Source organism: Rhodanobacter ginsengisoli (assembly GCF_042657065.1).
Taxonomy (GTDB): Bacteria; Pseudomonadota; Gammaproteobacteria; order Xanthomonadales; family Rhodanobacteraceae; genus Rhodanobacter; species Rhodanobacter ginsengisoli.
In genome coordinates this window covers 1,351,079-1,374,278 of sequence record NZ_JBHSNF010000001.1, presented here as the reverse complement: position 1 = coordinate 1,374,278, position 23,200 = coordinate 1,351,079, and the positions used below count along the sequence as shown (strand labels likewise).

The 23,200-nt window shown below is 64.6% G+C and carries 26 protein-coding genes; 11 read left to right on the top strand and 15 right to left on the bottom strand.

Annotated features, from left to right (window positions below):
* Positions 1–7: 7 nt before the first annotated feature.
* The gene (locus tag ACFPPA_RS06305; RefSeq protein WP_377318352.1) at positions 8–400 is read right to left on the bottom strand and encodes an ACT domain-containing protein; all 393 of its coding nucleotides are present in this window, start codon (positions 398–400) and stop codon (positions 8–10) included.
* Complete coding sequence (locus ACFPPA_RS06300; protein ID WP_377318350.1) at positions 397–990, bottom strand: OsmC family protein; 594 nt, start codon at positions 988–990, stop codon at positions 397–399. The genes ACFPPA_RS06305 and ACFPPA_RS06300 overlap by 4 nt, the downstream gene beginning before the upstream one ends.
* On the opposite strand from ACFPPA_RS06300, the gene ACFPPA_RS06295 reads away from it, so the two are divergent.
* Positions 984–1,658 (top strand): ArsR/SmtB family transcription factor, encoded by a 675-nt coding sequence (locus tag ACFPPA_RS06295; protein ID WP_377318348.1) that lies wholly within the window; start codon positions 984–986, stop codon positions 1,656–1,658. The two genes, ACFPPA_RS06300 and ACFPPA_RS06295, sit on opposite strands and share 7 nt — an antisense overlap.
* 120 nt (positions 1,659–1,778) lie before the next feature.
* On the opposite strand, the gene ACFPPA_RS06290 is transcribed toward ACFPPA_RS06295, so the two are convergent.
* Entirely contained in the window at positions 1,779–2,597 is an 819-nt protein-coding gene (locus tag ACFPPA_RS06290) for a class I SAM-dependent methyltransferase (RefSeq protein ID WP_377318346.1), read from the bottom strand.
* Positions 2,598–2,813: 216 nt separating this feature from the next.
* Here ACFPPA_RS06290 and ACFPPA_RS06285 point away from each other — a divergent pair, with 216 nt between their 5' ends.
* From ACFPPA_RS06285 to ACFPPA_RS06275, 3 genes are all read left to right on the top strand, one after another.
* A complete protein-coding gene (locus tag ACFPPA_RS06285) occupies positions 2,814–3,434 on the top strand; it encodes a dihydrofolate reductase family protein (protein WP_377318344.1) in 621 nt (206 codons plus the stop codon).
* 258 nt (positions 3,435–3,692) lie between these two features.
* Positions 3,693–4,448 carry a M90 family metallopeptidase gene (locus tag ACFPPA_RS06280; RefSeq protein WP_377318342.1) on the top strand — a complete coding sequence of 252 codons (756 nt, stop codon included), beginning with the start codon at positions 3,693–3,695 and terminating at the stop codon, positions 4,446–4,448.
* A gap of 169 nt (positions 4,449–4,617) precedes the next feature.
* On the top strand, positions 4,618–5,001 hold the full coding sequence (locus ACFPPA_RS06275) for a hypothetical protein (protein WP_377318340.1): 384 nt from the start codon (positions 4,618–4,620) through the stop codon (positions 4,999–5,001).
* A gap of 124 nt (positions 5,002–5,125) precedes the next feature.
* Here ACFPPA_RS06275 and ACFPPA_RS06270 read toward each other — a convergent pair whose 3' ends face one another.
* The 6 genes from ACFPPA_RS06270 to ACFPPA_RS06245 form a co-directional block, all read right to left on the bottom strand.
* Positions 5,126–5,827 carry a DUF4336 domain-containing protein gene (locus ACFPPA_RS06270; RefSeq protein ID WP_377318338.1) on the bottom strand — a complete coding sequence of 234 codons (702 nt, stop codon included), beginning with the start codon at positions 5,825–5,827 and terminating at the stop codon, positions 5,126–5,128.
* Positions 5,828–5,854: 27 nt separating this feature from the next.
* Positions 5,855–6,349 (bottom strand): hypothetical protein, encoded by a 495-nt coding sequence (locus ACFPPA_RS06265; RefSeq protein ID WP_377318336.1) that lies wholly within the window; start codon positions 6,347–6,349, stop codon positions 5,855–5,857.
* 112 nt (positions 6,350–6,461) lie between these two features.
* The gene (locus tag ACFPPA_RS06260) at positions 6,462–7,889 is read right to left on the bottom strand and encodes an amidohydrolase family protein (RefSeq protein ID WP_377318334.1); all 1,428 of its coding nucleotides are present in this window, start codon (positions 7,887–7,889) and stop codon (positions 6,462–6,464) included.
* A 200-nt stretch (positions 7,890–8,089) separates the two neighbouring features.
* The gene (locus tag ACFPPA_RS06255) at positions 8,090–8,455 is read right to left on the bottom strand and encodes a DUF6164 family protein (protein WP_377318332.1); all 366 of its coding nucleotides are present in this window, start codon (positions 8,453–8,455) and stop codon (positions 8,090–8,092) included.
* 85 nt (positions 8,456–8,540) lie between these two features.
* On the bottom strand, positions 8,541–8,765 hold the full coding sequence (locus ACFPPA_RS06250; RefSeq protein WP_377318330.1) for a hypothetical protein: 225 nt from the start codon (positions 8,763–8,765) through the stop codon (positions 8,541–8,543).
* Between the two features lie 131 nt (positions 8,766–8,896).
* Positions 8,897–10,030, bottom strand: a complete 1,134-nt coding sequence (locus ACFPPA_RS06245) for an aminotransferase class V-fold PLP-dependent enzyme (protein WP_377318328.1) — start codon at positions 10,028–10,030, stop codon at positions 8,897–8,899.
* 670 nt (positions 10,031–10,700) lie between these two features.
* Here ACFPPA_RS06245 and ACFPPA_RS06240 point away from each other — a divergent pair.
* Both ACFPPA_RS06240 and ACFPPA_RS06235 read left to right on the top strand, forming a co-directional pair.
* Positions 10,701–11,441 (top strand): SpoIIAA family protein, encoded by a 741-nt coding sequence (locus ACFPPA_RS06240; protein WP_377318326.1) that lies wholly within the window; start codon positions 10,701–10,703, stop codon positions 11,439–11,441.
* A 488-nt stretch (positions 11,442–11,929) separates the two neighbouring features.
* Complete coding sequence (locus tag ACFPPA_RS06235) at positions 11,930–12,718, top strand: hypothetical protein (protein ID WP_377318324.1); 789 nt, start codon at positions 11,930–11,932, stop codon at positions 12,716–12,718.
* A gap of 236 nt (positions 12,719–12,954) precedes the next feature.
* On the opposite strand, the gene ACFPPA_RS06230 is transcribed toward ACFPPA_RS06235, so the two are convergent.
* Positions 12,955–13,851, bottom strand: a complete 897-nt coding sequence (locus tag ACFPPA_RS06230) for a LysR family transcriptional regulator (RefSeq protein WP_377318322.1) — start codon at positions 13,849–13,851, stop codon at positions 12,955–12,957.
* Between the two features lie 90 nt (positions 13,852–13,941).
* Between ACFPPA_RS06230 and ACFPPA_RS06225 the strand changes: the two genes are divergently transcribed.
* The 3 genes from ACFPPA_RS06225 to ACFPPA_RS06215 all read left to right on the top strand — a co-directional run bounded on the left by ACFPPA_RS06225 (position 13,942) and on the right by ACFPPA_RS06215 (position 16,683).
* On the top strand, positions 13,942–14,934 hold the full coding sequence (locus tag ACFPPA_RS06225) for an NAD-dependent epimerase/dehydratase family protein (protein WP_377318320.1): 993 nt from the start codon (positions 13,942–13,944) through the stop codon (positions 14,932–14,934).
* Between the two features lie 357 nt (positions 14,935–15,291).
* Positions 15,292–16,215 carry a hypothetical protein gene (locus ACFPPA_RS06220; RefSeq protein WP_377318318.1) on the top strand — a complete coding sequence of 308 codons (924 nt, stop codon included), beginning with the start codon at positions 15,292–15,294 and terminating at the stop codon, positions 16,213–16,215.
* A 234-nt stretch (positions 16,216–16,449) separates the two neighbouring features.
* Positions 16,450–16,683, top strand: a complete 234-nt coding sequence (locus ACFPPA_RS06215) for a hypothetical protein (RefSeq protein ID WP_377318316.1) — start codon at positions 16,450–16,452, stop codon at positions 16,681–16,683.
* Positions 16,684–17,287: 604 nt separating this feature from the next.
* On the opposite strand, the gene ACFPPA_RS06210 is transcribed toward ACFPPA_RS06215, so the two are convergent.
* Positions 17,288–18,085, bottom strand: coding sequence for an SGNH/GDSL hydrolase family protein (locus tag ACFPPA_RS06210; RefSeq protein WP_377318314.1), 798 nt, complete (start codon positions 18,083–18,085; stop codon positions 17,288–17,290).
* Between the two features lie 231 nt (positions 18,086–18,316).
* On the opposite strand from ACFPPA_RS06210, the gene ACFPPA_RS06205 reads away from it, so the two are divergent.
* The gene (locus tag ACFPPA_RS06205) at positions 18,317–18,907 is read left to right on the top strand and encodes a hypothetical protein (RefSeq protein WP_377318312.1); all 591 of its coding nucleotides are present in this window, start codon (positions 18,317–18,319) and stop codon (positions 18,905–18,907) included.
* 134 nt (positions 18,908–19,041) lie between these two features.
* On the opposite strand, the gene ACFPPA_RS06200 is transcribed toward ACFPPA_RS06205, so the two are convergent.
* On the bottom strand, positions 19,042–19,929 hold the full coding sequence (locus tag ACFPPA_RS06200) for an AraC family transcriptional regulator (protein WP_377318310.1): 888 nt from the start codon (positions 19,927–19,929) through the stop codon (positions 19,042–19,044).
* 380 nt (positions 19,930–20,309) lie between these two features.
* On the opposite strand from ACFPPA_RS06200, the gene ACFPPA_RS06195 reads away from it, so the two are divergent.
* Complete coding sequence (locus tag ACFPPA_RS06195; protein ID WP_377318308.1) at positions 20,310–20,702, top strand: group I truncated hemoglobin; 393 nt, start codon at positions 20,310–20,312, stop codon at positions 20,700–20,702.
* Positions 20,703–20,913: 211 nt separating this feature from the next.
* On the opposite strand, the gene ACFPPA_RS06190 is transcribed toward ACFPPA_RS06195, so the two are convergent.
* The 3 genes from ACFPPA_RS06190 to ACFPPA_RS06180 form a co-directional block, all read right to left on the bottom strand.
* Positions 20,914–21,516, bottom strand: a complete 603-nt coding sequence (locus tag ACFPPA_RS06190) for an NADPH-dependent F420 reductase (RefSeq protein ID WP_377318306.1) — start codon at positions 21,514–21,516, stop codon at positions 20,914–20,916.
* A 93-nt stretch (positions 21,517–21,609) separates the two neighbouring features.
* Positions 21,610–22,377, bottom strand: coding sequence for an SDR family NAD(P)-dependent oxidoreductase (locus ACFPPA_RS06185; protein ID WP_377318304.1), 768 nt, complete (start codon positions 22,375–22,377; stop codon positions 21,610–21,612).
* 87 nt (positions 22,378–22,464) lie between these two features.
* On the bottom strand, positions 22,465–23,199 hold the full coding sequence (locus ACFPPA_RS06180) for an SDR family NAD(P)-dependent oxidoreductase (protein ID WP_377318302.1): 735 nt from the start codon (positions 23,197–23,199) through the stop codon (positions 22,465–22,467).
* Position 23,200 lies beyond the last annotated feature (1 nt).

Here is a 23,200-nt window from a genome sequence, read left to right as displayed (position 1 = left end):
TCCGCGATCATTCGCTGTCTCGCATCCACTCCCTGGAAACCAGGCGCCCCGCCTCGGGATCGTCCACCACCAGCACCAACTGGTTGGCGTGGTCGCTGTAGAGCACCTCGATGCTCACCCCGGCCTCCGCCATGCACCGGCACAACCCGCCGAGCTGGCCCGGGCGATCCTGGCGCAGGCGCTGAATCAGCACGTCGCGCACGGCCAGCACCCGAATGCCCGCGGCCGCGAGCGCGGATCGTGCCGCCTCGCCATCCTCGAAGAGGAAATGTGCGGTGCCCTGCCCGCCCGCCACCCACGCGCCCCCGCCTTCCACGCTGATGCCGGCCTGGCCGAGCACTTCACCCATCCGCGCCAGCGCACCGGGACGGTCCTCGAGCAGGATCGTCAGATCCTTCATGGCGTGGGCTCCGCCAGGGCAATCGTCGCATCGACCGCGGCGGCGCTGACGCTTGCACGAAGCTCGACGGGAAAGTTGCAGGAGCTGGCGATGTAACAGACCGAGTGCGCCGTGGCGTGCAGTTCGTTCGCCCGGGCCTGTTGATCGGCGTCGCCGATCGTGACGAGCGGCTGCAGCACGACGCTGGTGAAACGCCCGCCGCCGCGGGCATCGATCTGCATGACACCCTCGGGACGATCGCTGTACTCCGTCACGACGATTCCCTCGCGAGCGCACAGCGCCAGATACGAAAGCATGTGACATCTCGACAACGCGATCAGCAGCAGGTCTTCCGGATTGTGCAGCGCCGGATCGCCGCGAAACGCGGGATCGGCCGAGCCCGCCAGCAGCGGCTTGCCATCGACCTGCGCCTCGAACCGGCGGCCGTAGCCATCGTAGCGACGGGTGCCACTGCCCTGGTTGCCGCGCCAGTCCAGCTTCGCGCCGTATCGGTGAATCCTGCCTGCCATCGAATCGCCCCCGCTTGTGTTGGAGAGCCATAATGCGAGCATCCCCACCACCTCGCTTCGACGTGGATCGAACCATGACACCGAACGTCGCCGCCGTCGCCGCCCTGCTCGCCGATCCCACCCGTGCCGCCATGCTGTTGGCGTTGATGGATGGCCGCGCACTGACCGCCACCGAGCTGGCGATCGAGGGCCAGGTTGCGCCCTCCACCGCCAGCAGCCATCTTGCCCGCCTCACCGACGCCGGACTGCTGGCGATGCTCCGGCAGGGGCGCCAGCGCTACTTCCGGCTGGCCCATGCGACGGTCGCCGAACTGCTGGAAGGGTTGCTCGGCTTTGCCTCGCGCGAGGAGCACGCGAGCGTGCGCAGCGGGCCGGCCGACCCGGCGCTGCGGCACGCCCGCAGCTGCTACGACCACCTCGCCGGCCATTGCGGCGTCGTACTCTGGGATCGGCTGCACGCCCATGGCCAGCTTGCCGAACGCGGTGGCGCGACCGTGCTGACCGCACGCGGCGAAGCGTGGTGTCACGAATTCGGCATCGATCTGACCACCGTGCGTGCGTCCCGTCGCCCCCTGTGCCGACCGTGCCTCGACTGGAGCGAGCGGCGCATGCATCTGGCCGGTGCACTGGGCGCGGCGATCCTGGACCGCATGCTGGCGCTGTCGCTGCTTCGACGCTACGCGCAGGGTCGCGCCCTCGGGGTGACGCCGAAAGGCGAACGCTTCCTGGACCGCTTGTCGCTCGATTGACGGAGCGCAAATCACCGCTCACTCAACCGGAATGTGGCGCCGAACCCGTCTCTCGCAGGACGGCTCGGATACGAGCCCGCCGAGCGGCAGGGAATTCAACTTCTTCCGCCCTCTTGCCGATCAGCGCGCCACCTGCACCACCAGCGCCTGGATGCGACCGGCCACCGGCCCGGCGCCGAAGCGCGCGGTCATGGCCGCGGTGGCCGCGGCGGTGGCCTCCTGCAGACCCGCGCCGTGGCGCGCCTCGATCTCCCCGCGCAGCGGCGTGCCCTGGCAGTAGGCCAGGGCCGGAAGGCCGGGCGTGTCGGCGCGGCTGATCGCGGTGACGGTCTCGATCGTCGGCGGTCCGGCAAAGCCGCCCCCGGCCAGGTCGCGCGCGATCGCCTCCGCCGAAAAATAGCCGTGCGGCAAGCTCGCGAGAAAGCGCGGCGGATCCTCCGGAAAGAGCCCGGCGACGGCGTCGCTCACCACCCACGCGAAGTCGTTCGTCCCGATTCGGTCCCAGGTGTTGAACAGCAGCGTGCCACCGGGGCGAAGCACCCGGCGCGCCTCGGCGTACGCGTGCGCCTTGTCCGGGAAAAACATCGCGCCGAACTGGCACACCACCGCATCGAACGACGCATCCTCGAACGGCAGCGCCATCGCATCCGCCTGACGCCAGGCCACGTCCCGCGCAGTGCCCTGCGCCTTCGCCACCGCCAGCATCGCCTCGTTGAGGTCGGTGGCGACGAGCTGCACCTCCGGGGCCAGGCGCGCGGCCAGCTCGCGCGTCACCACGCCGGTGCCCGCCGCCAGCTCCAGCACGCTGGCCGGTTGCAGCGGAGCGAGCCGCGCCACGAGATCCGCCGCGTAGGGCGCGAAGATCAGCGGCACCAGGAGGTCCTGATACAGCGCGGCGACGGCGTCGCTGAAGCGGCTGTCGTTTGTGGGTAGTGGCATGCTGCACGCTCCCGTCTGGTGACGCGTAAAGCCTACGCCTTTGGCGGGCCACCAAAACAGCGCCCCCTTGGGGTGGCCCCGTTTTCGCAACCCCGCGAGACGGCAGGCGGCCGGACGCCGAACCGTGGCGACGTACCGGCATGTTGTCGATCTTCCGGCCGGCCAACCGTCGTCAGGACAGGCGGACAGGTCGATCCGCACAGGAGGACCCCCACCATGAGAAAGCTCATCGTTCCCGCGTTCATCAGCCTCGATGGCGTCGTGCAGGCGCCGGGCGGCCCGGAGGAAGACACCAGCGGCGGCTTCGCCTACGGCGGCTGGGTCTGGCCCTATGCCGACGAGTCCAGCGACGTGATGGACGGGGTGTTCACGCGCCCGTTCGAGCTGCTGCTCGGACGCCGCACCTGTGACATCTTCGCCGGGTACTGGCCGCACGTGCCGGAGGGCGCGCCACACCGGGGCATTGCCGATCTGTTCAATGGCGTCGCCAAGCACGTCGCCACCCATCATCCCGACACGCTCGGATGGCAGAACAGCCACGCCCTGGGGCCGGACGTCGTCGCCGCGGTGCGTGAGCTCAAGCGCGGCGACGGGCCCGACCTGGTGACCCAGGGCAGCAGCGGCCTGGTGCATCAGCTGCTGGCGACGGACCTGGTCGACGAGCTGCGCCTGCTGGTCCATCCGATCCTGCTCGGCCGCGGCAAGCGCCTGTTCGACGAGCGCGCGCAGGCGTCGGCGTTCCGGCTCGAGGCATCGAAGAGCTCGTCCAGCGGCGTGCTGGTCAATCGCTATGTCCGCGAGGGCGAGGTAAGGACGGGATCGTTCGAGCGCAGCTGAAAACCGGGACCGCGGTGGACATTCCCGACCGCCCCGTCTGTTCACCGGGGAATCGACCCTGTTCACCGGCACCTCGACGGTCCGCGCGGCCCGGTCCGGCCATCGGGGCGCCGCCACCCCGTGCTGACGATCGCGTGGGAAATGCACGCCGAATCCGCTTTTCCTGCGCTGACTCGTGTCTATCGGTGTCTTCTTCCTTGAGAAAGTGCACCTCGGCCCTGATGCTCTTGACCTTACGACTTCCTCCAGCATGTGGGCATGTTCAACAAAATCAGAAACTGGCGCGTACGGCGCATCGTCGCTCGGCACCCGATCGGCGAATCGCTCTGGCAAGACGCGCTGCGGCGCTGCGCCCCGGCACGTCGGCTGGGTGCTTCCGACCAGGCCACGCTGCGCGTGCTGGCCACGCTGTTCCTGGAGAGCAAGTCGATGGAGCCGACCAAGGGCTTGCATCTCGACGACGCCGACCTCGTCCTGCTGGCGACCCACGCCTGCGTACCCATCCTGAAACTGGGCCTGGACTGGTACGACGGCTGGCACAGCATCATCGTGTATCCGGACGCGTTCATTCCCCGTCGTACACAGACCGATGCGGCGGGGGTGGTCCACCAGACCAGTACCGTGATGGCCGGCGAGGCCTGGGGGCGTGGGCCGGTGATCCTGTCGTGGGCGAACGTGCTGAATGACGGGAAGCGACCCGGACACAACGTGGTCATCCACGAAATGGCGCACAAGCTCGACATGCTCAACGGCGATGCCAACGGCTTTCCACCCCTGCACCGGCGCATGGATCGGCGCGTGTGGTCGCAGGTCTTCTCCAGCGCATGGGATCGCCTGCAGGCCGAGCACCGCAGCGGCGCCGACCTGCCGATCGACCCGTATGCCCTCGAAAGCCCGGCCGAGTTCTTCGCGGTGGCCAGCGAGCAATTCTTCGAGAGCCCGGCGACCTTGCGCCAGCACTTGCCGGACGTCTATCGGCAACTTGAGCAGTTCTACCGGCAGCATCCGTTCTGAAGCGTTCGGTGTGGTCGAGGGATATCGCTGCACGCGGACTGGGAACGTGCTAGGTTCCGACCGAGCACGCCCCTGCGGTTGCCGCGGCGCCGGTGCCGGCAGACCGTCAACCGACCCGATGCAAATCGCAGGTCATCCAGCGTGCACTCCCGCAAGAGGGGGGCAACGCATGGCACACAACAAGAACCGCTCGGACGTCAATGTCGGCAACGTCGACTGGACCCAGCCGCAGTTGAACGAATTGCTGCAGAAGATCGACGGTTTTTCGCTCGATCATCGCAGCGAGACGCCTCCCAGGAAAGTGAAGATTCGCATCGCGTCAGGATGGGATACCGGCCCGACCGACCAGTCCGCCATGCTCGTGGCGCAGATCGACGACGTGATGGTGCTGGCTACCCGGCTCCCCTTGCCCCATGGCGCGGAAGTGCAGGTGTCCGGCCTGCCCGATGACGGCCCGGCGCCGTGTTGGGCTGTGGTGACGGAAGAACGCGAAGGCGTGCGTACCGGGGACAAGCCGCCACTGGTTTACCTGAACTGGCTGCGCCCGCGCTGACGACCGGCGGACAAAGGGGCGGAGTGGATACCTTTCTTCCCGCTGCCTCCTCGCCCGGCGCGCAGCAAATGAGCCGGCAGCAGGTGCATCCGAGATCGCCCCGAGGTCGCATGAATCTTGCGAACTACCTGCTTTCGAGCGGCGGAGTCCATGCGCGACGCGCCATCACCTTCGCGTTTTCGGTGATGTTGTCGCCGTGCGCTATCACGATCCTGTCGAAATCCCACCCCAGAATTTCTTCCAGTGATGATCGCGCGGCTCCTTTGTCCTTCCACCCCATTCGATATTCGGGCGCCGGCTTGGGCTTGTTCCACATGCCGAACAACTTGAACCAGGCCTTCACCTGCCAGCTGACGTTGGCGGTCCGGTCCGTAAAGAATTCGATGGCGTCGACCAGCAACAGGGTCCTGCTCGGCTTGTGCAGCATCGCGACTTCCCACATGAAACGGCTGCCGCGAATGAGCACCTGATCCATCGTGCCGCCCCAATCCGTCGGCGCGCAGGAGCCCAGCATGCCGTCGAAACGCAGAGTCGGCAGCTTGCGTTCGACACCAGGGCAGATGTAAGTGCGGGCCGCGGGAAAACGGGATTGTGCTTTCGCCACATGCAGGCAGTGAAAGTTGCCCGGAGCAACGATGCAGCTGACGGGGCCCAGTCCTGAAATCGCTTTCGCGGTTGCCTCATCGATGTCGCAAGGCGAATGCAACATCAGCGCGCCGTTTGCCAATCGGACGATGCTCATCCGCGCATTGAAGCTGCAGCCCGCGTATCTGACGGGATAGTCCAGCAGCCAGATCTGGTCCGGAACGAATTCGGTCATCGGCATGAGCGGTAATCCAACCTTGACCCTTTGCTATTTTGATCGGCTACCGACGCGCGTGAAATAGTTCGTCCGCATCATCGGCATGCCGTTGCCCCCGGCATAGGCTACCGTCTCGGTCAGTGTCCTGCCGTCCGCAGCGACGGTATAGACGCGCGTCGACGCTGGCATGCCTTGCTTCACCAGATCCATGACCAGGACGTTGGCCGCCGGCAGCATCAGGGCGACGGTGTCGGCCTCGACGCTGTCCCTGACGGGCGCGGCTGTGCCATCAAGGGCCGCATTGCTCATGGCGTGGCTTGCCGCTCCGCTGGCGTCGATGATGTCGACACGCGTCGTCCACCTCCCGCCACCCACGTCGCTGAAGCTTATCGTGACGCTCTTCGGCCGCGCCGCCGGCGGAATCGGCAAACGCGAGACATCGACAGCCCAGCTGCCGAGCACGGGAGAAGCGGCAGATGGCCGCGCAAGAGCCGGTGCCCCCTGAAGCACACCAGCGAGCAGCAAGATGGCAAGCCGTGATTTCATCGGATCCTCCGCAAGGGTCGGCGGATGGCAGAGTACGACGAAAGCGGACGGAGGGAGCTGACCCGGGTCTGACGGACGCCCTTGTCTCGCGTGGGCCACCACGCCAATCACATCATCGCGCCTGCGCGCGGGCCGCCGCGTCGAGCAGGGCATCGAGATCGGCGCGCCGCAAAAGGCGGCCATCGAGCAGCACGGCATCGATCCGCCGGGCGTTGTGGATGTCCCTGGTGGGGTCCGCGTCCAGCAACACCAGATCGGCACGCTTGCCCACCGCCACCGAGCCGCTCGTGTCCGCGATCCCGAGGAACTGCGCCGGCCCAAGCGTCGCCGAGTACAGCGCTTCACGCGGGGTGAGTCCCGACGCGACCAGCAGCTCCATCTCCTCGTGCAGGGCAAAGCCCGGATAGACGCCGGGCATCGGCGAGTCGGTGCCCGCCATGATCGGCACACCGGCCTCATGCATGAGCGACACGATCCGGCGGGCGATCGGCCAACGCTGTTTCGCCAGCGCCGCGTCCGCTGCCGTGTAGACGGCAAGGAATCGCTCCCAACGCGAGCGTTCGTCCGCACGCAGGAATCGCCAGCGCGGATCGGTGCCCGGCGAACGCCCCTGCGCCAGCGAGTCTTCGTCGGCAAGCACGAGCGTCGGCACCTGCGCCTGGCCGGCGGCAGCCAGCGATCTGGCGACGTTCCGACACGTGCCCGGATCGAACGCCCCGAGCGCCTGCGCCTCCTGTGCATCGCGTCGCGCTGTCAACGCATCGCCCGCGAGGCCGCCGCGTGCTTCGAGCAACGGCGTTTCGATGGACGAGCAGGCCTCGTAAGCCTGCATCAGGTGCTCGTTGCTGCGCTGGCCCGCGGCGGCTGCGACCAGCAGCGGAACGCCCGCCGGTACGTGGCCGACGACCGGCAATGAACGCGCCTGCGCGGCGGCGAGAATGGCGTGCCAATGCGAAGCCGGCAGCTCCGAGAAGACCTTGATGAAATCGGCACCGGCATCGGCCGCTGCATCGACCCGATGGGCCGCGTCGTCCGGCGAGCTGCCGTACACGGCGATGCCGGCGGCAAGAATGCGCGGTGCGGCAAGTGCACCGGCATCGAGGGCCTTGCGCCAGCGCCTCACCCACGGCATCGATGCCACGTCCCCACGCATCTCCCGCACTCCGGTGACGCCGTTGGCGACATACAGCGGAAACGACCAGTCGTTCGGCGGCCGGTGCGATGACAGGTTGAACAGATGGACGTGCATGTCCACCAGGCCGGGAATCAGGAACTTCCCACGTCCGTCGACACGCCGGGCCGACGCCGGAACATGCGCGTGGCGTGAAGCCATGATCGAGACGATACGGCCATCGTCGACCAGCACCGTTCGTGGCCCGCTAGATCGCCCGCGCTCGACGTCGATGACGGTAACCCGCGTGATCGCAATGACCTGCCGCCGGGGCAACGACATCGCTTGCGCGGCGGCCGTCCACCCCAGGCAGGCAACGAGGCCTGCCCTCGCCAGCGACACCGCCCACTTCCCGACTTCGGCACGCATGCCAGGTTTCCCGTCCGACGAAACAGGCATCAGCCTAAACCATTGCCGGCGAAGGGCCACCTCAGCCTAGGAAAAAGAAATGTGCCAGGGACAATTTTCCGGGGGTGGACGATGGCTTCCCCCGCTGCACCAGGTGCCGCGGAATGCCCGCGAGTTCGAAACGCGGAAGCCGGACCCGCGTTCCCGCCAGGACACCGCTTCTACCTGCGCAACAAGATGATCGGAAGCGCCATCAGTACCAGCACGAGGAGTATGCCCAGCACGCTCAGCACGACGCGCGCCGGCTCCGCGCGAAGCATCGTCATGAACGTCTCCGCGGTGCCTGCGCGCCGGGCAGCGGCGTATTCGGCCCGTGCACGGGCGCTGCGCTGCTGCTGGTAGTCGTCCATCGCGCGCCGGGCGTCGGCGAAGGCCTCGTCATCGGTCACCCAGATGCCGCCTGCCGAGACACCCCAGATGCTGGGCCTGGTTTCATAGAACGCGATCCGCTGTGCGTCGAGCATCGCACGCACGTCGTCGGCCTCGTCATCGGGCACATTGCGCAGGTTAAGAAGCAGCTTGGACATGACGCCATGATAGCGGCCCCCGACTCCCTCCGACCGCGCCGCCACGGCGCGGAACCAAGTGCACCCGATCTTGTTTTTTGACCGATCAAAGCTCTGGCACGTCCCCCGACGAAAACAGCACTCGCGGCGTGCCGTAGTCGCCGCTGTCCTCGTCCACGTCCATGCTGTAGGCGACGACGCCGGCATGCTTGTCGGCCAGCAGTCCTGCCCTGCGCGCGGCCTCATCAGCCGTCTTGAACTGCAGGACCTGGCCGGGTTTCAAGCCATGCTTCACCCGGTCGAAGGGTTGCACTACGTGGATCGTTTCCATATTTGCTCCTGGGTTGGGGCAAGTATGAAGGGTAGATATCTCCGCGCGACAAGGATCGGGGTCGCCTTGCTCGAGAAAGCCCATCCTGAGCCCGGTTTCGATTCGACTTCCCCGGACTCCGCCGCCTTTCGTCACGCCATGATGCGAGCCAGCGCATCGTCCAGTCGCCGCACCGCGCCGTCGACATCCTTGAGCTTGTCGATGCCGAACAGGCCAAGCCGGAACGTCTTGAAGTCATCGGGCTCGTCACACGCCAGCGGCGTGCCGGCAGCAATTTGCAGGCCTTGTGCGGCAAACGCGCTGCCCTTGTGGATGGCGTCGTCATCGGTGTAGCTCACCACCACGCCGGGCGCCTGGAAGCCTTCGGCAGCGACGCTGGGCAGATCATGCCGAGCCAGCAAGGCACGCACCTTCCGCCCGAGCTCGCATTGCGCATCGCGCGTCTGTTCCAAGCCCATTTCCATGGTTTCGACCATGGCGTCGCGCAGCTCCACCAGCGCATCGGTGGGCATGGTGGAGTGGTAGGCGAAACCACCCTTTTCATAGGCCGCCATGACGGCACGCCACTTGGCCAGATCCAGCGTAAAGCTCGAGCTTTGCGTGGTCTCCAGCCGCGCCTCCGCGGCCGCCGAAAGCATGACCATGGCAGCACACGGCGTCGAGCTCCAGGTTTTCTGCGGGGCAGACAGCAAGATGTCCACCCCGATCCGCGGCATGTCGATCCACAGCGCACCGCTGGCTATGCAATCGAGTACGAACAGGCCACCGTGCCGGTGGACAGCTGTTGCCACGGCCTGAAGATAGTCATCCGGCAGCAGCATGCCGGACGAGGTTTCCACGTGTGCCGCGAACACCAGGTCAGGCTTGCCGTCGACAATGCTGGCGATCACTTCATCAAGCGGCGGCGGCACAAACGGGGCCTGGTGTGCGGCGTGGCTCGGGCGTGCCTTGAGCACGGTCGTGTGCGCGGGAATTCCGGCGACCTCGAAGATCTGGCTCCAGCGGTAGCTGAACCAGCCATTGCGGATGATCAACACGTTCCTGTCGTGGGCGAACTGGCGCGCCACGGATTCCATGCCGGCGGTACCCCCGCCGGGCACGAGCGCGACGGCGTGGGCGTGGTAGACCGTCTTCAGGTGATTCGACAGGTCGCGCATGACCTGTTGAAAGCGTTGCGACATATGGTTGAGTGCGCGGTCGGTGAACACCACCGAGTATTCCCGCAGACCATTCGGATCGACGCCAGAGGATGAATCGGCATGCATGGTTTTGCCTTGTTCCAAAGGGGGAGGTATCAGCTACTTCACCGCGGGAGGCGAGGCACCGTGAAAGCGACAGTGGCCACGCATTCCGATACGGCCCGGCCGCAACGGAAAGCTACCATGGCAGGCCGACCGAACGGAGAGCCGGCGCGCCTGTCCATGGCCCGGCGATGAATACGGCAACCGGGGCCGGGGCGACTTTTCAAGAGCACACCCCGACGCGGTTACGACCCGGTGACGCTCGACGGCAGGCCGGCGCGGGCGGCTTCGATCATGGCGTGAACCTGGCGCACAAGAAACCGTGCAAAGTCCTCGGAACCGGCACGCCGGGACGAGCTCGGCCAGGTTCGAATTCCGGCCAGCACCGCCTCGGCGAGCATCGCACGGAGAAGGGGCGCGGGAAGCCGCAAACGCCCTGGCCGCTGCAGCCACGGGCGCGAAGCTGGTCCTCCATCTGCGATGAAAGAGTCGCGGAAATGATCGGATGGACGTCCGTTGTCAGAAGGACCAGGGCCGCCGATCTCGTCGCGACGAAATGATCGAGTGCCTTGACGCAGATTGTCCCTGACCCGTCCTCCGCGGCCAGCTGGCTCAATCGCCCGGGGTGTCCGGACGAGTACACTGACTGTCCAGCAGTCCGACCCATCTGGCGCCACAACGGAGGGACAGCACCATGTTGAGCATGATCGAGGGACTTCCGGATCACGTGATCGGCATCAGGATCACCGACAAGCTGCGCGCCGAGGACTACGAGAGGCAGCTCATCCCGCTGGTCAACGAGAAGCTGGAAAACCACCCCAAGCTCGACCTGCTGTGCTGCATCGAAGGCGAATGGAAGGGCATGGAGGCCGGCGCGGTGTGGCAGGACCTGCGCCTGGGGCTGGGCAAGATTGGCCACTGGGCGCGCATGGCGATCGTCAGCGACATCAAGTGGCTGGAGAATGCCATCAAGCTGTTCGGGTTGTTCTCGCCCGGTGAACTGCGGCATTTCGACAGCGCCGAGTACGCGGCGGCCAGGGACTGGGTCTGCGAGCGCGATCGCGCGCGCATCAACATCGCGCTGGACGGCGATGCCGGCATCCTGATGCTGGAGCCCGCTTCCGACAAGGCGCTGAGCGAAGACGATTTCGAGGCCGTCGGCAAGACGATCGGCGACTATCTCGAGGATCATGACCGGCTTCGCGGCATCCTGATCCGCAGCCGCAAATTCCCCGGCTGGCAGAGCGTCGGCGCGCTGTTCGCCCACCTGAAATTCGTCAACGCCGTGCACGACAAGATCAGCAAGGTGGCCCTGGTCACCAACAGCCCGATGGGCACGTTCGCCGACCACGTGCTCGATCCGTTGATGCTGGCGAAGATCCGCAAATTCGATTACGACGAGCGCGACCAAGCCATGAGCTGGCTGCAAGGCTGAGCGCCAACGTCAGCGCCAAACCCGTCGCTCCGGAAAACCGGCCTCGAGAAGTGCACTCTGACCCGGGCTGACCCTGAGGTTTCGGTTTCGAAATGGTGCCCCCTGTTTTGGCCAGCAGCGCGCCTTGGGTGGCGATGACTTCGCCGCGACGGTCGAAGCCAGGATCCAACGCTTCGCCGGCATCAGGTCGGCGCGGTGAACCCGACCCGGTCCCTCGCGATCCTTTCCGGCGCAGTCATAACTGTCGGGATAATTTACAAAACATGCTGATTGAACGCATGAACTCCGCTACAAGTCACTGAATAATAACGCATACGACTCATAGCACAACTCTTGCTTGTCTATAGGTGGCTGCGAAGGGGGCATCGGGTCATTTGCGGCCATCGAAACGTACGCCGGGAGAGTGAACGCTACGTCGATTGGAAGACCAATCGCCGGGAAGGCGCGGCGTCCTCCCGGGAAAATGGTCAGTAAACAGGGGAAACATCTTGAAAACGAAATTACCGATTTGGATTACGGCGCTCGGCCTGATGGTCGTCTTTTCGAGCGCCTCGGCAACGGTGATGAACGATACCTACCAAGGTGGCAACGGGCATGGTTACGGCGATGTGATCAGCGGTGCCGGGGTGACCACTTTCAATGTCGATGGCATGGAGGCCAGCCTGTCGGGTAGTCAACTCACCGTCACCATCCATACCAATTTCGCCGGCAACGCGGGTATAGATTCGCAATGGACGAGAAATCACACGGGGATAGGCTACGGCGATCTGCTTCTTTCAACCGGCTGGACCCCGAACGGCTCGAGCCCTTACGACACCGACAACGCCGCCAACGGCAACCACTGGACATACGCGTTTGCGCTGGACAATCCACTCAGCAACTCGGGTGGCCACGGCACCATCTATGCGCTTGGCGCCGGCAATGCTGGCAACCACAATCCCGATGTCCTGCTCTCCAACTACTTCATAAATTGCGCCGGCGGCTGCATATACCGCGACGGTCAGGCAGTAGCGGTGAACAAGTCCCTGGCGACGGCGACGAATGACACCGGGTCCTGGACCGTCGGCAACGGCCTTCTGAGCTTCAGCTTCGATACGGCAGGCCTCGATCTGAACCCCAACAACTTCGCCTTCCATTGGACCATGTATTGCGGCAACGACGTAATTGAAGGGCTGGACCCCGTGAACGCCCCGGAGCCGAAGGCCGCCGGCATCTTTCTGCTGGGCATCGGGCTGATCGGGCTGGGTGTCATGCGGCGGCGCAAAGCCGGCCGATAAAAACGTGTAAGGGACCATTCGAGTGACCGGGTGGCCGCCCCAGCAGCGGCCTCACCGCCGCGAACCGGCCGATTCTGGTTTTACCCCATTCACGAAAACGATCCGTGCCCCACACCTCCCGCTGATGCGGCTAGCTGCGATCTCATTGACGAACTCGTCGGGGGCATATCGGCAAACAGCGCCCGGGATGCCCGTGCACGAATCGTAGCGTCACTGGCAGCCTGGTCGAACACGCGTCACACCTGAGCACTTGCGTAAACGCCGAGTGCCTGCGCGAGATGGTCGTACAGCAAACGCACGCGTCGACTCGCACGCAGGTCCTCGTGCATCACCAGCCACGTGTCGAGTTCCAGCGCAAGCGCATCCGGCAACAGGTGTACCAGTTCGCGATCGCGCCGGGCGATCGGGCACTGGCAGATGCCGATACCGAAGCCGGCGCGGATCGCTGCCAGCTGGGCGAGGTCGCTGTCGGTGCGCAGGGCGAAGTCTTCACGCCAGAACGGGAGCCGGCCGCGAAAGGCGCGCAGTGCGGGCGTTTCGCGGTCGAACCCGATCAGGGCGTGTTGCTGCAGGTCCGGCAGCGAGCGGGGACGGCCGTGCATCTTGAGGTAGGAGCGATGCGCGTACAGGCCCAGCGGAATGCTGCCGATGCGGCGCGCGACCAGGGCGGTCTGTGCCGGGCGCAGCATGCGCACGGCGATGTCCGCATCCTTGCGCAGCATATCTTCGGACTGGTTGGACAGCGACAGCTCGATGATGATGCCGGCATGCCGCCGCCGGAACGCCGCAAGCATCGGCGGCAAAACCTCGGCACCCACCACTTCGCTGCAGGTCAGGCGCACCACGCCGCGGATTTCGTGATTGCTCGCGGATGCCGCGCGCCGCAGCGCCGCCGAAGCGGCGGCCATGGCTTGCGCGTGCGGCACCAGCTCATGCGCGTTTTCGGTCGGCGTGAGCCCCTGCGGCGAACGGGCGAACAACGCCACGCCCAGATCCGTTTCCAGTTGCCGCATATGCCGCCCGAGGCTGGGCTGGGTCATGCCCAGCGCGCGCGCGGCGGCGGACAGGCTGCCCTCGCGCATGACCGCGAGGAAAGAGCGATACAGGTCCCATCCGGGCTCGTTCGTCGTCATGCATTTATGTATAGCAGAAGTTCGGTGATGGTGGATTTTCATCGACCTGCGTCGAGGTCATGCTGGACCCACCTCAAAGGGAGAACGTCGATGAACAAGCCACGTACAGCCTTGATCCTGGGAGCCACCGGCGGCGCCGGCGGCGAGATCGCCGCCGCCCTGCTGCGTCGGGGTTGGGAGGTGCGTGCGCTGGTGCGGGATGCCGCGCGCCCCGGACTGTCGACGCAGATCGAATGGCGCACGGGTGACGCCATGAACGGCGCCGATGTGGTGGGCGCGACGCACGGCGCTGCCGTGATCGTCCACGCGGTCAATCCGCCGGGCTATCGCGACTGGCAAAAGCTGGTGCTGCCGATGCTGGACAACACCATCGCAGCGGCACGCGCCGCCGGTGCGCGGATCGTGCTGCCCGGCACCGTCTACAACTACGGTCCGGATGCGTTGCCGCTGCTGCGCGAGGATTCGCCACAGCAGCCACTGACCCGCAAGGGCGCGATCCGGGTGCAACTGGAACGTCGTCTGCAACAGGCGTCGACCGATGGCGTTCGCTCCCTGATCCTGCGCTGCGGCGACTTCTTCGGCCCGCATGCCGGCAACAACTGGTTCGCGGCCATGGTGAAGCCGGGCCGGCCGGCACGCTCGATCAGCTATCCGGGCCAGCTCGAGCTGCGCCACGCCTGGGCCTATCTGCCCGACGTGGGCGAAACCGTGGCGCGCCTGCTGGAACGGGACAACGAACTGGCCCCGTTCGAACGCTTCCACTTCGGCGGCCATTGGGTCGACGGCTTCGCCATGACGGATGCCGTCCGCCGCGTCATGAACAATCCGAAGATCCCGGCCCGGGCCTTCCCGTGGTGGCTGGCGACGCTGGCCTCCCCGTTCGTGACGCTGTTCCGCGAACTGCGTGAAATGCGCTACCTGTGGCAGGAGCCGCTCCAGCTGGACAATCGCAAGCTGGTCGCGTTCCTCGGCAGCGAGCCGCATACCGAACTCGACCAGGCAGTCGGCGAGACCTTGCGCGGGCTGGGATGCATGGAGGAGATCGCCCGCATGCCGTCCGATCTCCACTTCCGGGCCGAGTGAACACCTCTGGCCCTGCTGAGGCTGCTCGGGACCGATCGCACGCCTCACGGGTCAGCGCCCGATCGGGTGCACAGGTCGCGATTTCGTCGCGGGGCAGGAGTCCCGGCTTCAGGAACCCCCAACGCAAGAACTTGTCCACCGAGCCTGGCCGCAACACGCGCTGACGGTGTGCGCGGGTTTCGTGAGGGTAATTCTCCTGAATAAGGCAATGTCATCGAACGTTCCGGGCAAGTCCGAGATCAGGAGAAGGAGGACCGTGCGCGCGGCCTCGCATCAGTCGACCGCGAAACGCGCGAAACCTCGGGTCGCAGGCGCTGGCGACGGCCGCTGCTGACGCACCCGGCGTTCGCGCTGGCTTTGGCCCTGGTACTGCATGCGCTGTTCGCGCTGGCACTGTGGAACGAGATGCAGCCCAGGCCCGCCCCTCTGACGGTGGTGCATATCGCGATCGGTCAGGCGTTGACCGTGCGCCTGCTGGATCATTCCAGCGCACCGCGCGCCGCGCAGCCGCCTGCGCCACCCACGTCGCCTGGCTTGGTACCGCCGCGACGGCTCGTGACCTCGCGCGTTCGCCCCGTGACGCACGAGAAGCCGCATCGTGACGCGATGGTCGTGCAGGATCATCGAGCGGCACCTGCGCCGGCGACGTCCGTCACCACACCGTCCGACATCAGCTTGTTTGCGAAAGATGGCTCGGTGCGGTTACCGCCCACGACGGCGTCCACATGGGCAGCAGCAAACACCAGGACCAAACCGGCCAAGCCCGCGGACGATCGCCGGATCATGCAGCACGACAGCAACCGGATGCACTACAAGGCCACCCGCTTCGAGAAATATTTCCCGCCACCGAACGAGACGGCCGGCGGCGCGCTGGGTCGCCATATAGGCGATGCGATCAGGGCGATAGCCAAAAGCTCCTGCGATCCCAGGAACCCCAGCACGGCCTCCAACTTGCTGTGCGGCCTACCTCCCCTGCCACCTTCGCCGAAGGACGGCGACGAGCGGCTCAACCTCCCGCCACCGCCGCTGGCCGACGACCCGCATCCGACCCAGTCGCTGCCACTGTCGACCTGCATCGCGGAGTACAAGGCTGACAAGCCACTGCCGTACGGCTGCCCGATAAACACGCCTGATCTCGCCTTCAAGGCCGAGATGCGCGAATGCATCGACCTGTTCCGTGCGGGCAAGCGCCTCAAGACGTGGTGCCCGGCCGATACGCCCAGACGCGCCGCCGCCGAGTCATCAAAGCCAGCGGCCACCTCGATCGCGGCTCCGCACTGAACACATCCAGCGCCCGCGACCCCCGGGGCAGGGGAAATTGAGCGAACCTCATTCGACTCCCTCTGTCCCGGTTCCCGATTACGTTGCAGTAACAGCGGCCGGCGTAGGGTTTGAAATCTTGGTTGAGCAGAAGTCCACCGCACGGGGCATGTCGATCGTCCGTGCGGGCTGGGCGTTTTGTGGGAAGGAGTAGCAAATTCCCTTTGTGTGGGATTCCGAGGCCCCGGAGGCGTCATGGAAAAGATCACTTACGTAGTGCACGTCTTTCAACGCGGCCGAAAGAAGAAAGAGCGACACTTTGCGACGCTGGAAGAGGCCCAGGCTTACGCTGCCTGTCTGGGCACCGCGTTCGATTGTGTCGTATTGGCTGCCCAGCGGCCGCAGTTGCCGACAGACGCCCCGGAAGGACAGCCGCAAGAAGGCTTCCTGGCCAGCTTCATGCGGCGGCACATGCATACCCAGGGCTGATCTCACGCCTCGCCAGTCGGCACCTGGTCGGCTGCACCGGCCGCGATTTCGTCGTGGCGCAAGATCACCCTGCCCGTCCAGTTGCCCCGCGCGTGCGAGGCGCCGAACCGGTTACGCAAAGGGCGTTCAACTTCCTTCGTCCCGGTCTACGCTTCCATTGGCATTTTTCTTTTTCATACCCTCAAGGTCAGCCAGATATTTTCGATTCGTCTCTTTGTACATCGCCGGAACACACGACAAAAAAAGAGCTGAACCAAGGCCGACCATTAGATAAAAGACCCACTTAATCTGCAAATACTCGTCAACCATACTTGAAACAAATATTAGACAAAGCCCCGTCATGGGAACAATTGTAAAGGGAGGTTTCCTGACGGACTTCATAATGCAATTATCTCTTGCGACCAATGCATTGGGACACACAATATAATAGCTCCATCATAATGGAGGAAGTTAAACGACCTTCAGACAACAACGCGGTCAGGTTCACTTCCCGACAAGCCGAGACAGGCCAGCTCCCACAAGGCGACACACCCGAGGATTCTATCGGGGAGACATGCCCGCGCCGAAATTCAAACGACCGCAAGTGAACCCGAACCTGCTTGCTTCAGCGCGCCAGCACCCGCTCGATGGCCTGCTGCGCCAGCGGAGCCATGATGGCGTAGCCCGCGGGAGTGGGATGCACACCATCACTGGACAGGCGCGCGCGCATGCCGCCCTGCGGCGTGGCGAGTGCATGGTAGTAGTCCAGATACGTTGCACCTCGCGAGGCAGCATAGGTCCGCAGCCACGCATTGAGCGCATGAATCTTCGCGGCCGGCTGCAAACCCGGCTGCCAGGGATAATCGGTGGTGGGCAACACCGAAGCGAGGATGACGCGAATGTGGCTGGCCTGCGCCAGCTCGGTCATCGAGCGGACGTTATCCTCGATCATCGGCAGTGTCGCCAGACCGGTATTGCCCGCGATGTCGTTGGTGCCGGCAAGAATGACCACCACGGCCGGGTGAAGATCGATCACGTCCTGCCGGAAGCGCAGCACCATCTGCGCCGTGGTCTGCCCCGATATGCCGCGGTTGATGTAAGGCTTGCCGGGAAAGAAGGTGCTGCCCTTGATGCGGCCCCAGCTATCGGTAATGGAATCGCCCATGAAGACCACCCGTGATTCTCCAGCCACGGGCGGCGCGAGCCGGGCATTGTCGGCGCGGTAGCGGTTCAGCTGCGGCCAGTCGAGCAACTGCCGCTGCATGGCCGCCACTTGATCGATACTGAGCGACGCGGGTGATGCCAAATAGAGCGGGTTGATGGCAACAGGCGCCGCAGCGCGCACCGGACTGGTGGCGTGCAACGCCAACGGGATGCCGGTGAGCAGGACAACAACCATGGCAAGGAACGACCGAAATCTCATGCTCAAATTCTCCACGGGTGACGCGCGCTGCCGGCGTACGCACGACGGCAGCGCAACCGAACCGGGTCAGGTTCACTTCTCAACGGCCAGCAACCGAATGTAATCCGATTTGGCAACCACGCAACGCCCGCAAGTGAGCCTGAACCTTCTTTTCGTTCTATGGCGAGTTCGCAGCTCCCATGCCACAACTGCGCTAAGGTGCGGGAAAATCCATGAATCTTGGCGTCAGCCATGAAATGTTACCTCTTCGTGCTCGCCACCGCTTGGCCGGGACTCGTCACCAGCCATGGGGGGCACGCCGCCGAAATGGCGGGTATCGCATTGAATCAGTCCGTCACGATGAACGAGTGCGCCGTACGCCAGCACGACTATCTGCCCGATGAGCGCACCACATGCTTCAAGCTTCCGACGGGACCATCGCGTGATCCGTACGCTGATGCGCCAAAACCGCCCGCGAATGGCCGCATCATCGTGAACGTATCGCTGCCGGATCGTCCCGGGTTTATGAGTGGCAGCGAAGCTCAGGTGCTGCTCAGGAACGGCCTTACGGTCAGCATATCCGTACGCACCCATGGCGGAGAGGCGGGTGACTTCCGCGCACTGAAGGATTTGTTTGGAGACGCCAGCCCGCGCCATCTGACCGTACCCTGGAATACCGGCGGTAGCGGACCGGTACTGACACAGACCGGCTTGCAGGCCGATTGGATCTTGCCTGGCGATGAAACCGTCTATTTCAGCAGCGGCGAATTTGGCGCATTTCTTGGTCTGGTCCGCCTGCAGACCTCCGCGGCTCCGGCGCATAGGACCGGCGTGCGGGATTAATTGCGGAAAAAATGACGACAACAAAAAAAAGGGGACGGAGGAAGTCAAGCGGACCGAAGCGCGCCGGGCCGCGCGCGAAGTCATTCAACTTCCTCCGTCCCGGCTTCCACGAAAAGGCCACCATTCGTGAAGTGCTATTTCAGCGGCAGAAACAACTCCACGATGACTTCAGGTGCCGACACATCCGGCATGAGGGAGAGCCGGCGCTGGCAATAGATCGGGAAGTCGCGTACTTCCTCACCGCTGTCCGGAAGCCAATCGCGATAGAGGTAGAGCGCAGCGGGCTCGAGATTGTTGGTGTTGCCGGGATAGCGCAGCACCGCGCAGCGTCCGCCGGGGATCAGGCCCGCCTTCATTCCCTCATCATTCATCTCGATCGGCCGATCGGTCCCGACGCACAGGTCCATGCTGTAGTCAGCCGGATTTGCGGGGCACCTCTCGGATCGAAACACCATCAAGCTGGATCGGCCCGTCTCGGGCGACAAGCCCTCGGCCTTGCACCAGGCCTTGAACCGCTCGATGGTCGTGCCGAGCGTTGCCCGGTCGCCGCGATGCTCGATCATCGCCACCGGCATCGGGGGCACATCGCGGATCGTCACGTCGTCGTGGGTAAAGATGATCTGCATGAACTTGTTCCTTGCGTTGTCCAGAGGCCCGAAGGCGGCAATCCACGGCGCCCAGTCGGGCGACTTCCGGAACGACGAAGGCGACTGCCCGAACCGTTGGCGAAAGGCGCGGGCGAAGGCATCGGGCGCATCGTAACCGGCATCCATCGCGATCTCCGTGACGCTTTCGGCATCGTTCCAGGCCAGACGGCGCGAAGCACGCTTCATGCGAGCAAGCTGGACATAGCGATGTACGGACAACCCGAAGGTCGCCACAAACTGCCGATGGAAATGAAACTTCGAGAAGGCGGCCACCCGGCTTACCGCCCCCAGATCCAAATCATCGTCAAGATGCTGGTCGATGTAGTCCAGCACGCGCTGCATCCGCGCATGATAGTTTCGAAGCGCTGTCTTCATCGTCCATCTCTCCATGGTGGAACCATGTTGTCGATCGGGGCCACCAAGTGCTCGACCGATCTTGCGGTTCTGGCGGGATCACGGAGAACCGGGGAGCACGATGCCGGGAACATTCTTGCAGAAGATCGGGGCCAAACAGGAGGCAAGGTTCGGCTCGCATTGATCCCTTCGGAACAGCGCAGAAATTGTCCCTGACACCTTTTCCCACACCTTTTCCCCACCTCCCAGCGAGTCTCACAACTGCAAGTGAATCTGACTCCGCTTTTTTGCTCCACCGTGGCCGCTGCTTCCTGCTTGATCTGAATCAAGCGGGACCGCGCCCGATCCCCCCAGACTTCAGGCAGTCGCGCTGGTCGCGTGGCAACGGGAGAACGTCATCCATGAACCAGACCGAGCCGAAAGTGAGCCCGTTCGACCGCATCGGGGGCGCCCCCGGCGCCAACCAGGTCGTCGGACAGTTCTACAGAAGGGTGTTTGCCGACCCGACCTTGCGTTCCTACTTCGAGGGCGTGGCGCTGGAGAAGCTGCAGCGCATGCAGTCCGAGTTCTTCTCCGCAGCCCTCGGCGGGCCCAGCACCTACAGCGGTCGCGCCATGCATCATGCGCATCAGGGGCTGCACATCAAGCCGCAACAGTTCCAGGCGTTTGTCGGGCATCTGTTCGAAACGCTGAAGGAGCACGACCTGACCGAGGATGAGCGCTACGCGATCATCGCGCGGATCAACACATACGCGGACGACATATTCAGCACCGGCATCGCGTCCTCCGAGTAGGCTCGGCTATCGCCGCACCGGCACGCTGCGGGAAGGCCGCTGCAATCTTCCCTGGTCGACCGCGAAACGTACCTGCTGCACCGCTATCACCATCATCGAGCTCGATCCTGTTCGCGCCCGTATGACCACCGACCCAAAACCGGGGTTGGAGTCGACCTCTTGGAAAAGTGCGCTCTGATTCCTGTTTTGGGCCGTGATCGTCCTGCATCGCTCACGGTTCTTTCTTGAACAGATCCTGGAAGATCAGAGGTCCCCAGCTCTTGCCCCGCGCCTGTACAAGTGCGCCACCCTCCCCAAGCTTCCCGAGATTGACGGGCGCGAAACCGAGTTGTTTGGCGAGTGCGCCCACCGTCTCTGCCGCGCCTTCTTCGTCGCTCGACAGGAACACCACCCGGCGATCGCCCTTGACGTTCGGATCTTCGGCAAGGGTGCCGGCCAGCAGATGATTGAATCCCTTCACGAGCCTGGCGCCGGAGAAGGCCTTGGCAACGAAGGCAGAGGACGGAAGACCGGAAAGCTCTTCGACCGGATCGGCAAACGTGTTCATCGCGTCGATGATGGTCTTGCCCTTCCAGCTCGGCAGCGCGTTCGCGACATCCCGGTGCGACTCGAAACGGACGGCCAGAAAGATGGTGTCTGCCTCGACCGCTTCCGCCAGTGTCTTGGGAAGGATCGTGGGTCCGATCGCGGCCGCGGCGGAAGCAAAGCTTTCCGGGTCGCGTGTAGTGGCAACGGATACTTCGACGCCGTTGCGGGCAAACGCCCTGGCCAGGGCCTGGCCGATATCGCCGAAGCCGATAATTGCATATGTCATAAGGGTTCTCTCTGAGTTGGGTTGGATCCCGGTTTAATAGGTGCGGTCCCGCGGCTGGCAGCTCTGGAGGCCAGCCACGGGGCCGCGTCGAGTTCAGACCTGCGCCAGGCCTCCATCGACGGGGAGATCGATACCCGTGATGAAAGAACTTTCATCGGAGGCGAGGAATACGACGGCAGCCGCGATTTCCTCGGGCTTGCCCCAGCGACCCATGGGAATCTGCAAGGCGTACTCGGCGGCCGCTTGCTTGGCCTGGTCGGCGGTAAGGCCCGCCGTCTTTTGCAAAGCCCCCGTCTCGGTGGGTCCGGGACTGACGCAATTCACGCGGATCTGGCGGTCTTTCAGCTCCATGGTCCAGGCACGCACGAAGTTGCGCACAGCCGCCTTGCTCGCGGCGTAAGCGCTGAATCCCGGGGTTCCCAACACGTTCGTGACCGAAGAGGTCACGATGATCGAGCCGCCGTCCTTGAACAGGGGAAGAGCCTTCTGCACCGTGAAAAACGTTCCCTTGACGTTCACGTCGAAGGTCTGGTCGAAATGTGCCTCGGTAGCTACCTCCAGTGGCGCGACCGTACCAGCGCCCGCGTTCGCGAAGAGAATGTCGATGTGCCCATGTTTCTCTTTCACGACGGCATAAAGCCGGTCCAGATCTTCCAGGCGCGACACGTCGCCGACGACCGCCGTGACGTTTGTCTTGATGAAGGCAGCAGCCTCCTTCAGCTCTTTCTCCCGTCGCCCGGTGATCACGACGTGCGCACCTTCTTCCACGAAGCGCTTGGCTGTGGCCAAGCCAATCCCGCTGCTTCCGCCAGTCACGACCGCAATTTTTCCCGCCAGTTTTTGTGCACCATGGTTGTTCACAGGTTTTTCCTTTTTGCTGTTCGTTGTTGTTCACCACGCCCTGCGGGCTCCGACCATCGAATGGAGTGACCGGCCGGGCGCGGCACGTCAGAGTTGGGCCAGGCCGCCGTCGACGGCGAGCTCGCTGGCGGTCATGAAGCTGCTGTCCGACGATGCGAGAAAGGCAGCCGCAGCGCCGACCTCCGCCGGGTCGCCCATGTGCTGGAGCGCAGTCATCGAGCCGTAGGCCTTCAGGCCCTCCTCGCCCAGCGCTGCCTTTGCGAGTTCCGTCGCCACCGCCCCGGGCGACAGCACGTTGACCCGGATGCCGGTGCCCTTCAGATCCTCCGCCCAGGTCCGCGCGAGGTTGCGCACGGCCGCCTTGCTCGCGCTGTAGGCGGTGAACGCCGGGGCGCCCGTGGTGCCGGCGCTCGATCCGGTCAGGATGATCGAACCGCCCTTGCCCATCAGCGGCAGCGCCTTCTGGACCGTGAAGATCGTGCCCTTCACGTTGGTGTCGAAGGTTTCGTCAATGTGCTCGGCGGTGATCTTGCCGAGCGCAAGCTGGCTTCCCACCCCGGCATTGGCGAAGACGATGTCGAGGGTGCCGCGCTCGACCTTCACCGCCGCATAGAGTCGGTCGAGGTCGGCCTCATCCGAGACCGAGCCCCTCACCGCGCGGGCATGGGGCCCGAGGTCGGCCACCGCGGCGTCGAGTGCTTCCTGCCGGCGGCCGAAGATGAAGACGAAGGCACCCTCCTCTATGAAGCGCTTTGCTGCGGCGCGGCCGATGCCGGTAGCGCCACCGGTGATCACGGCGGTCTTTCCATTCAGTCTGTTCACG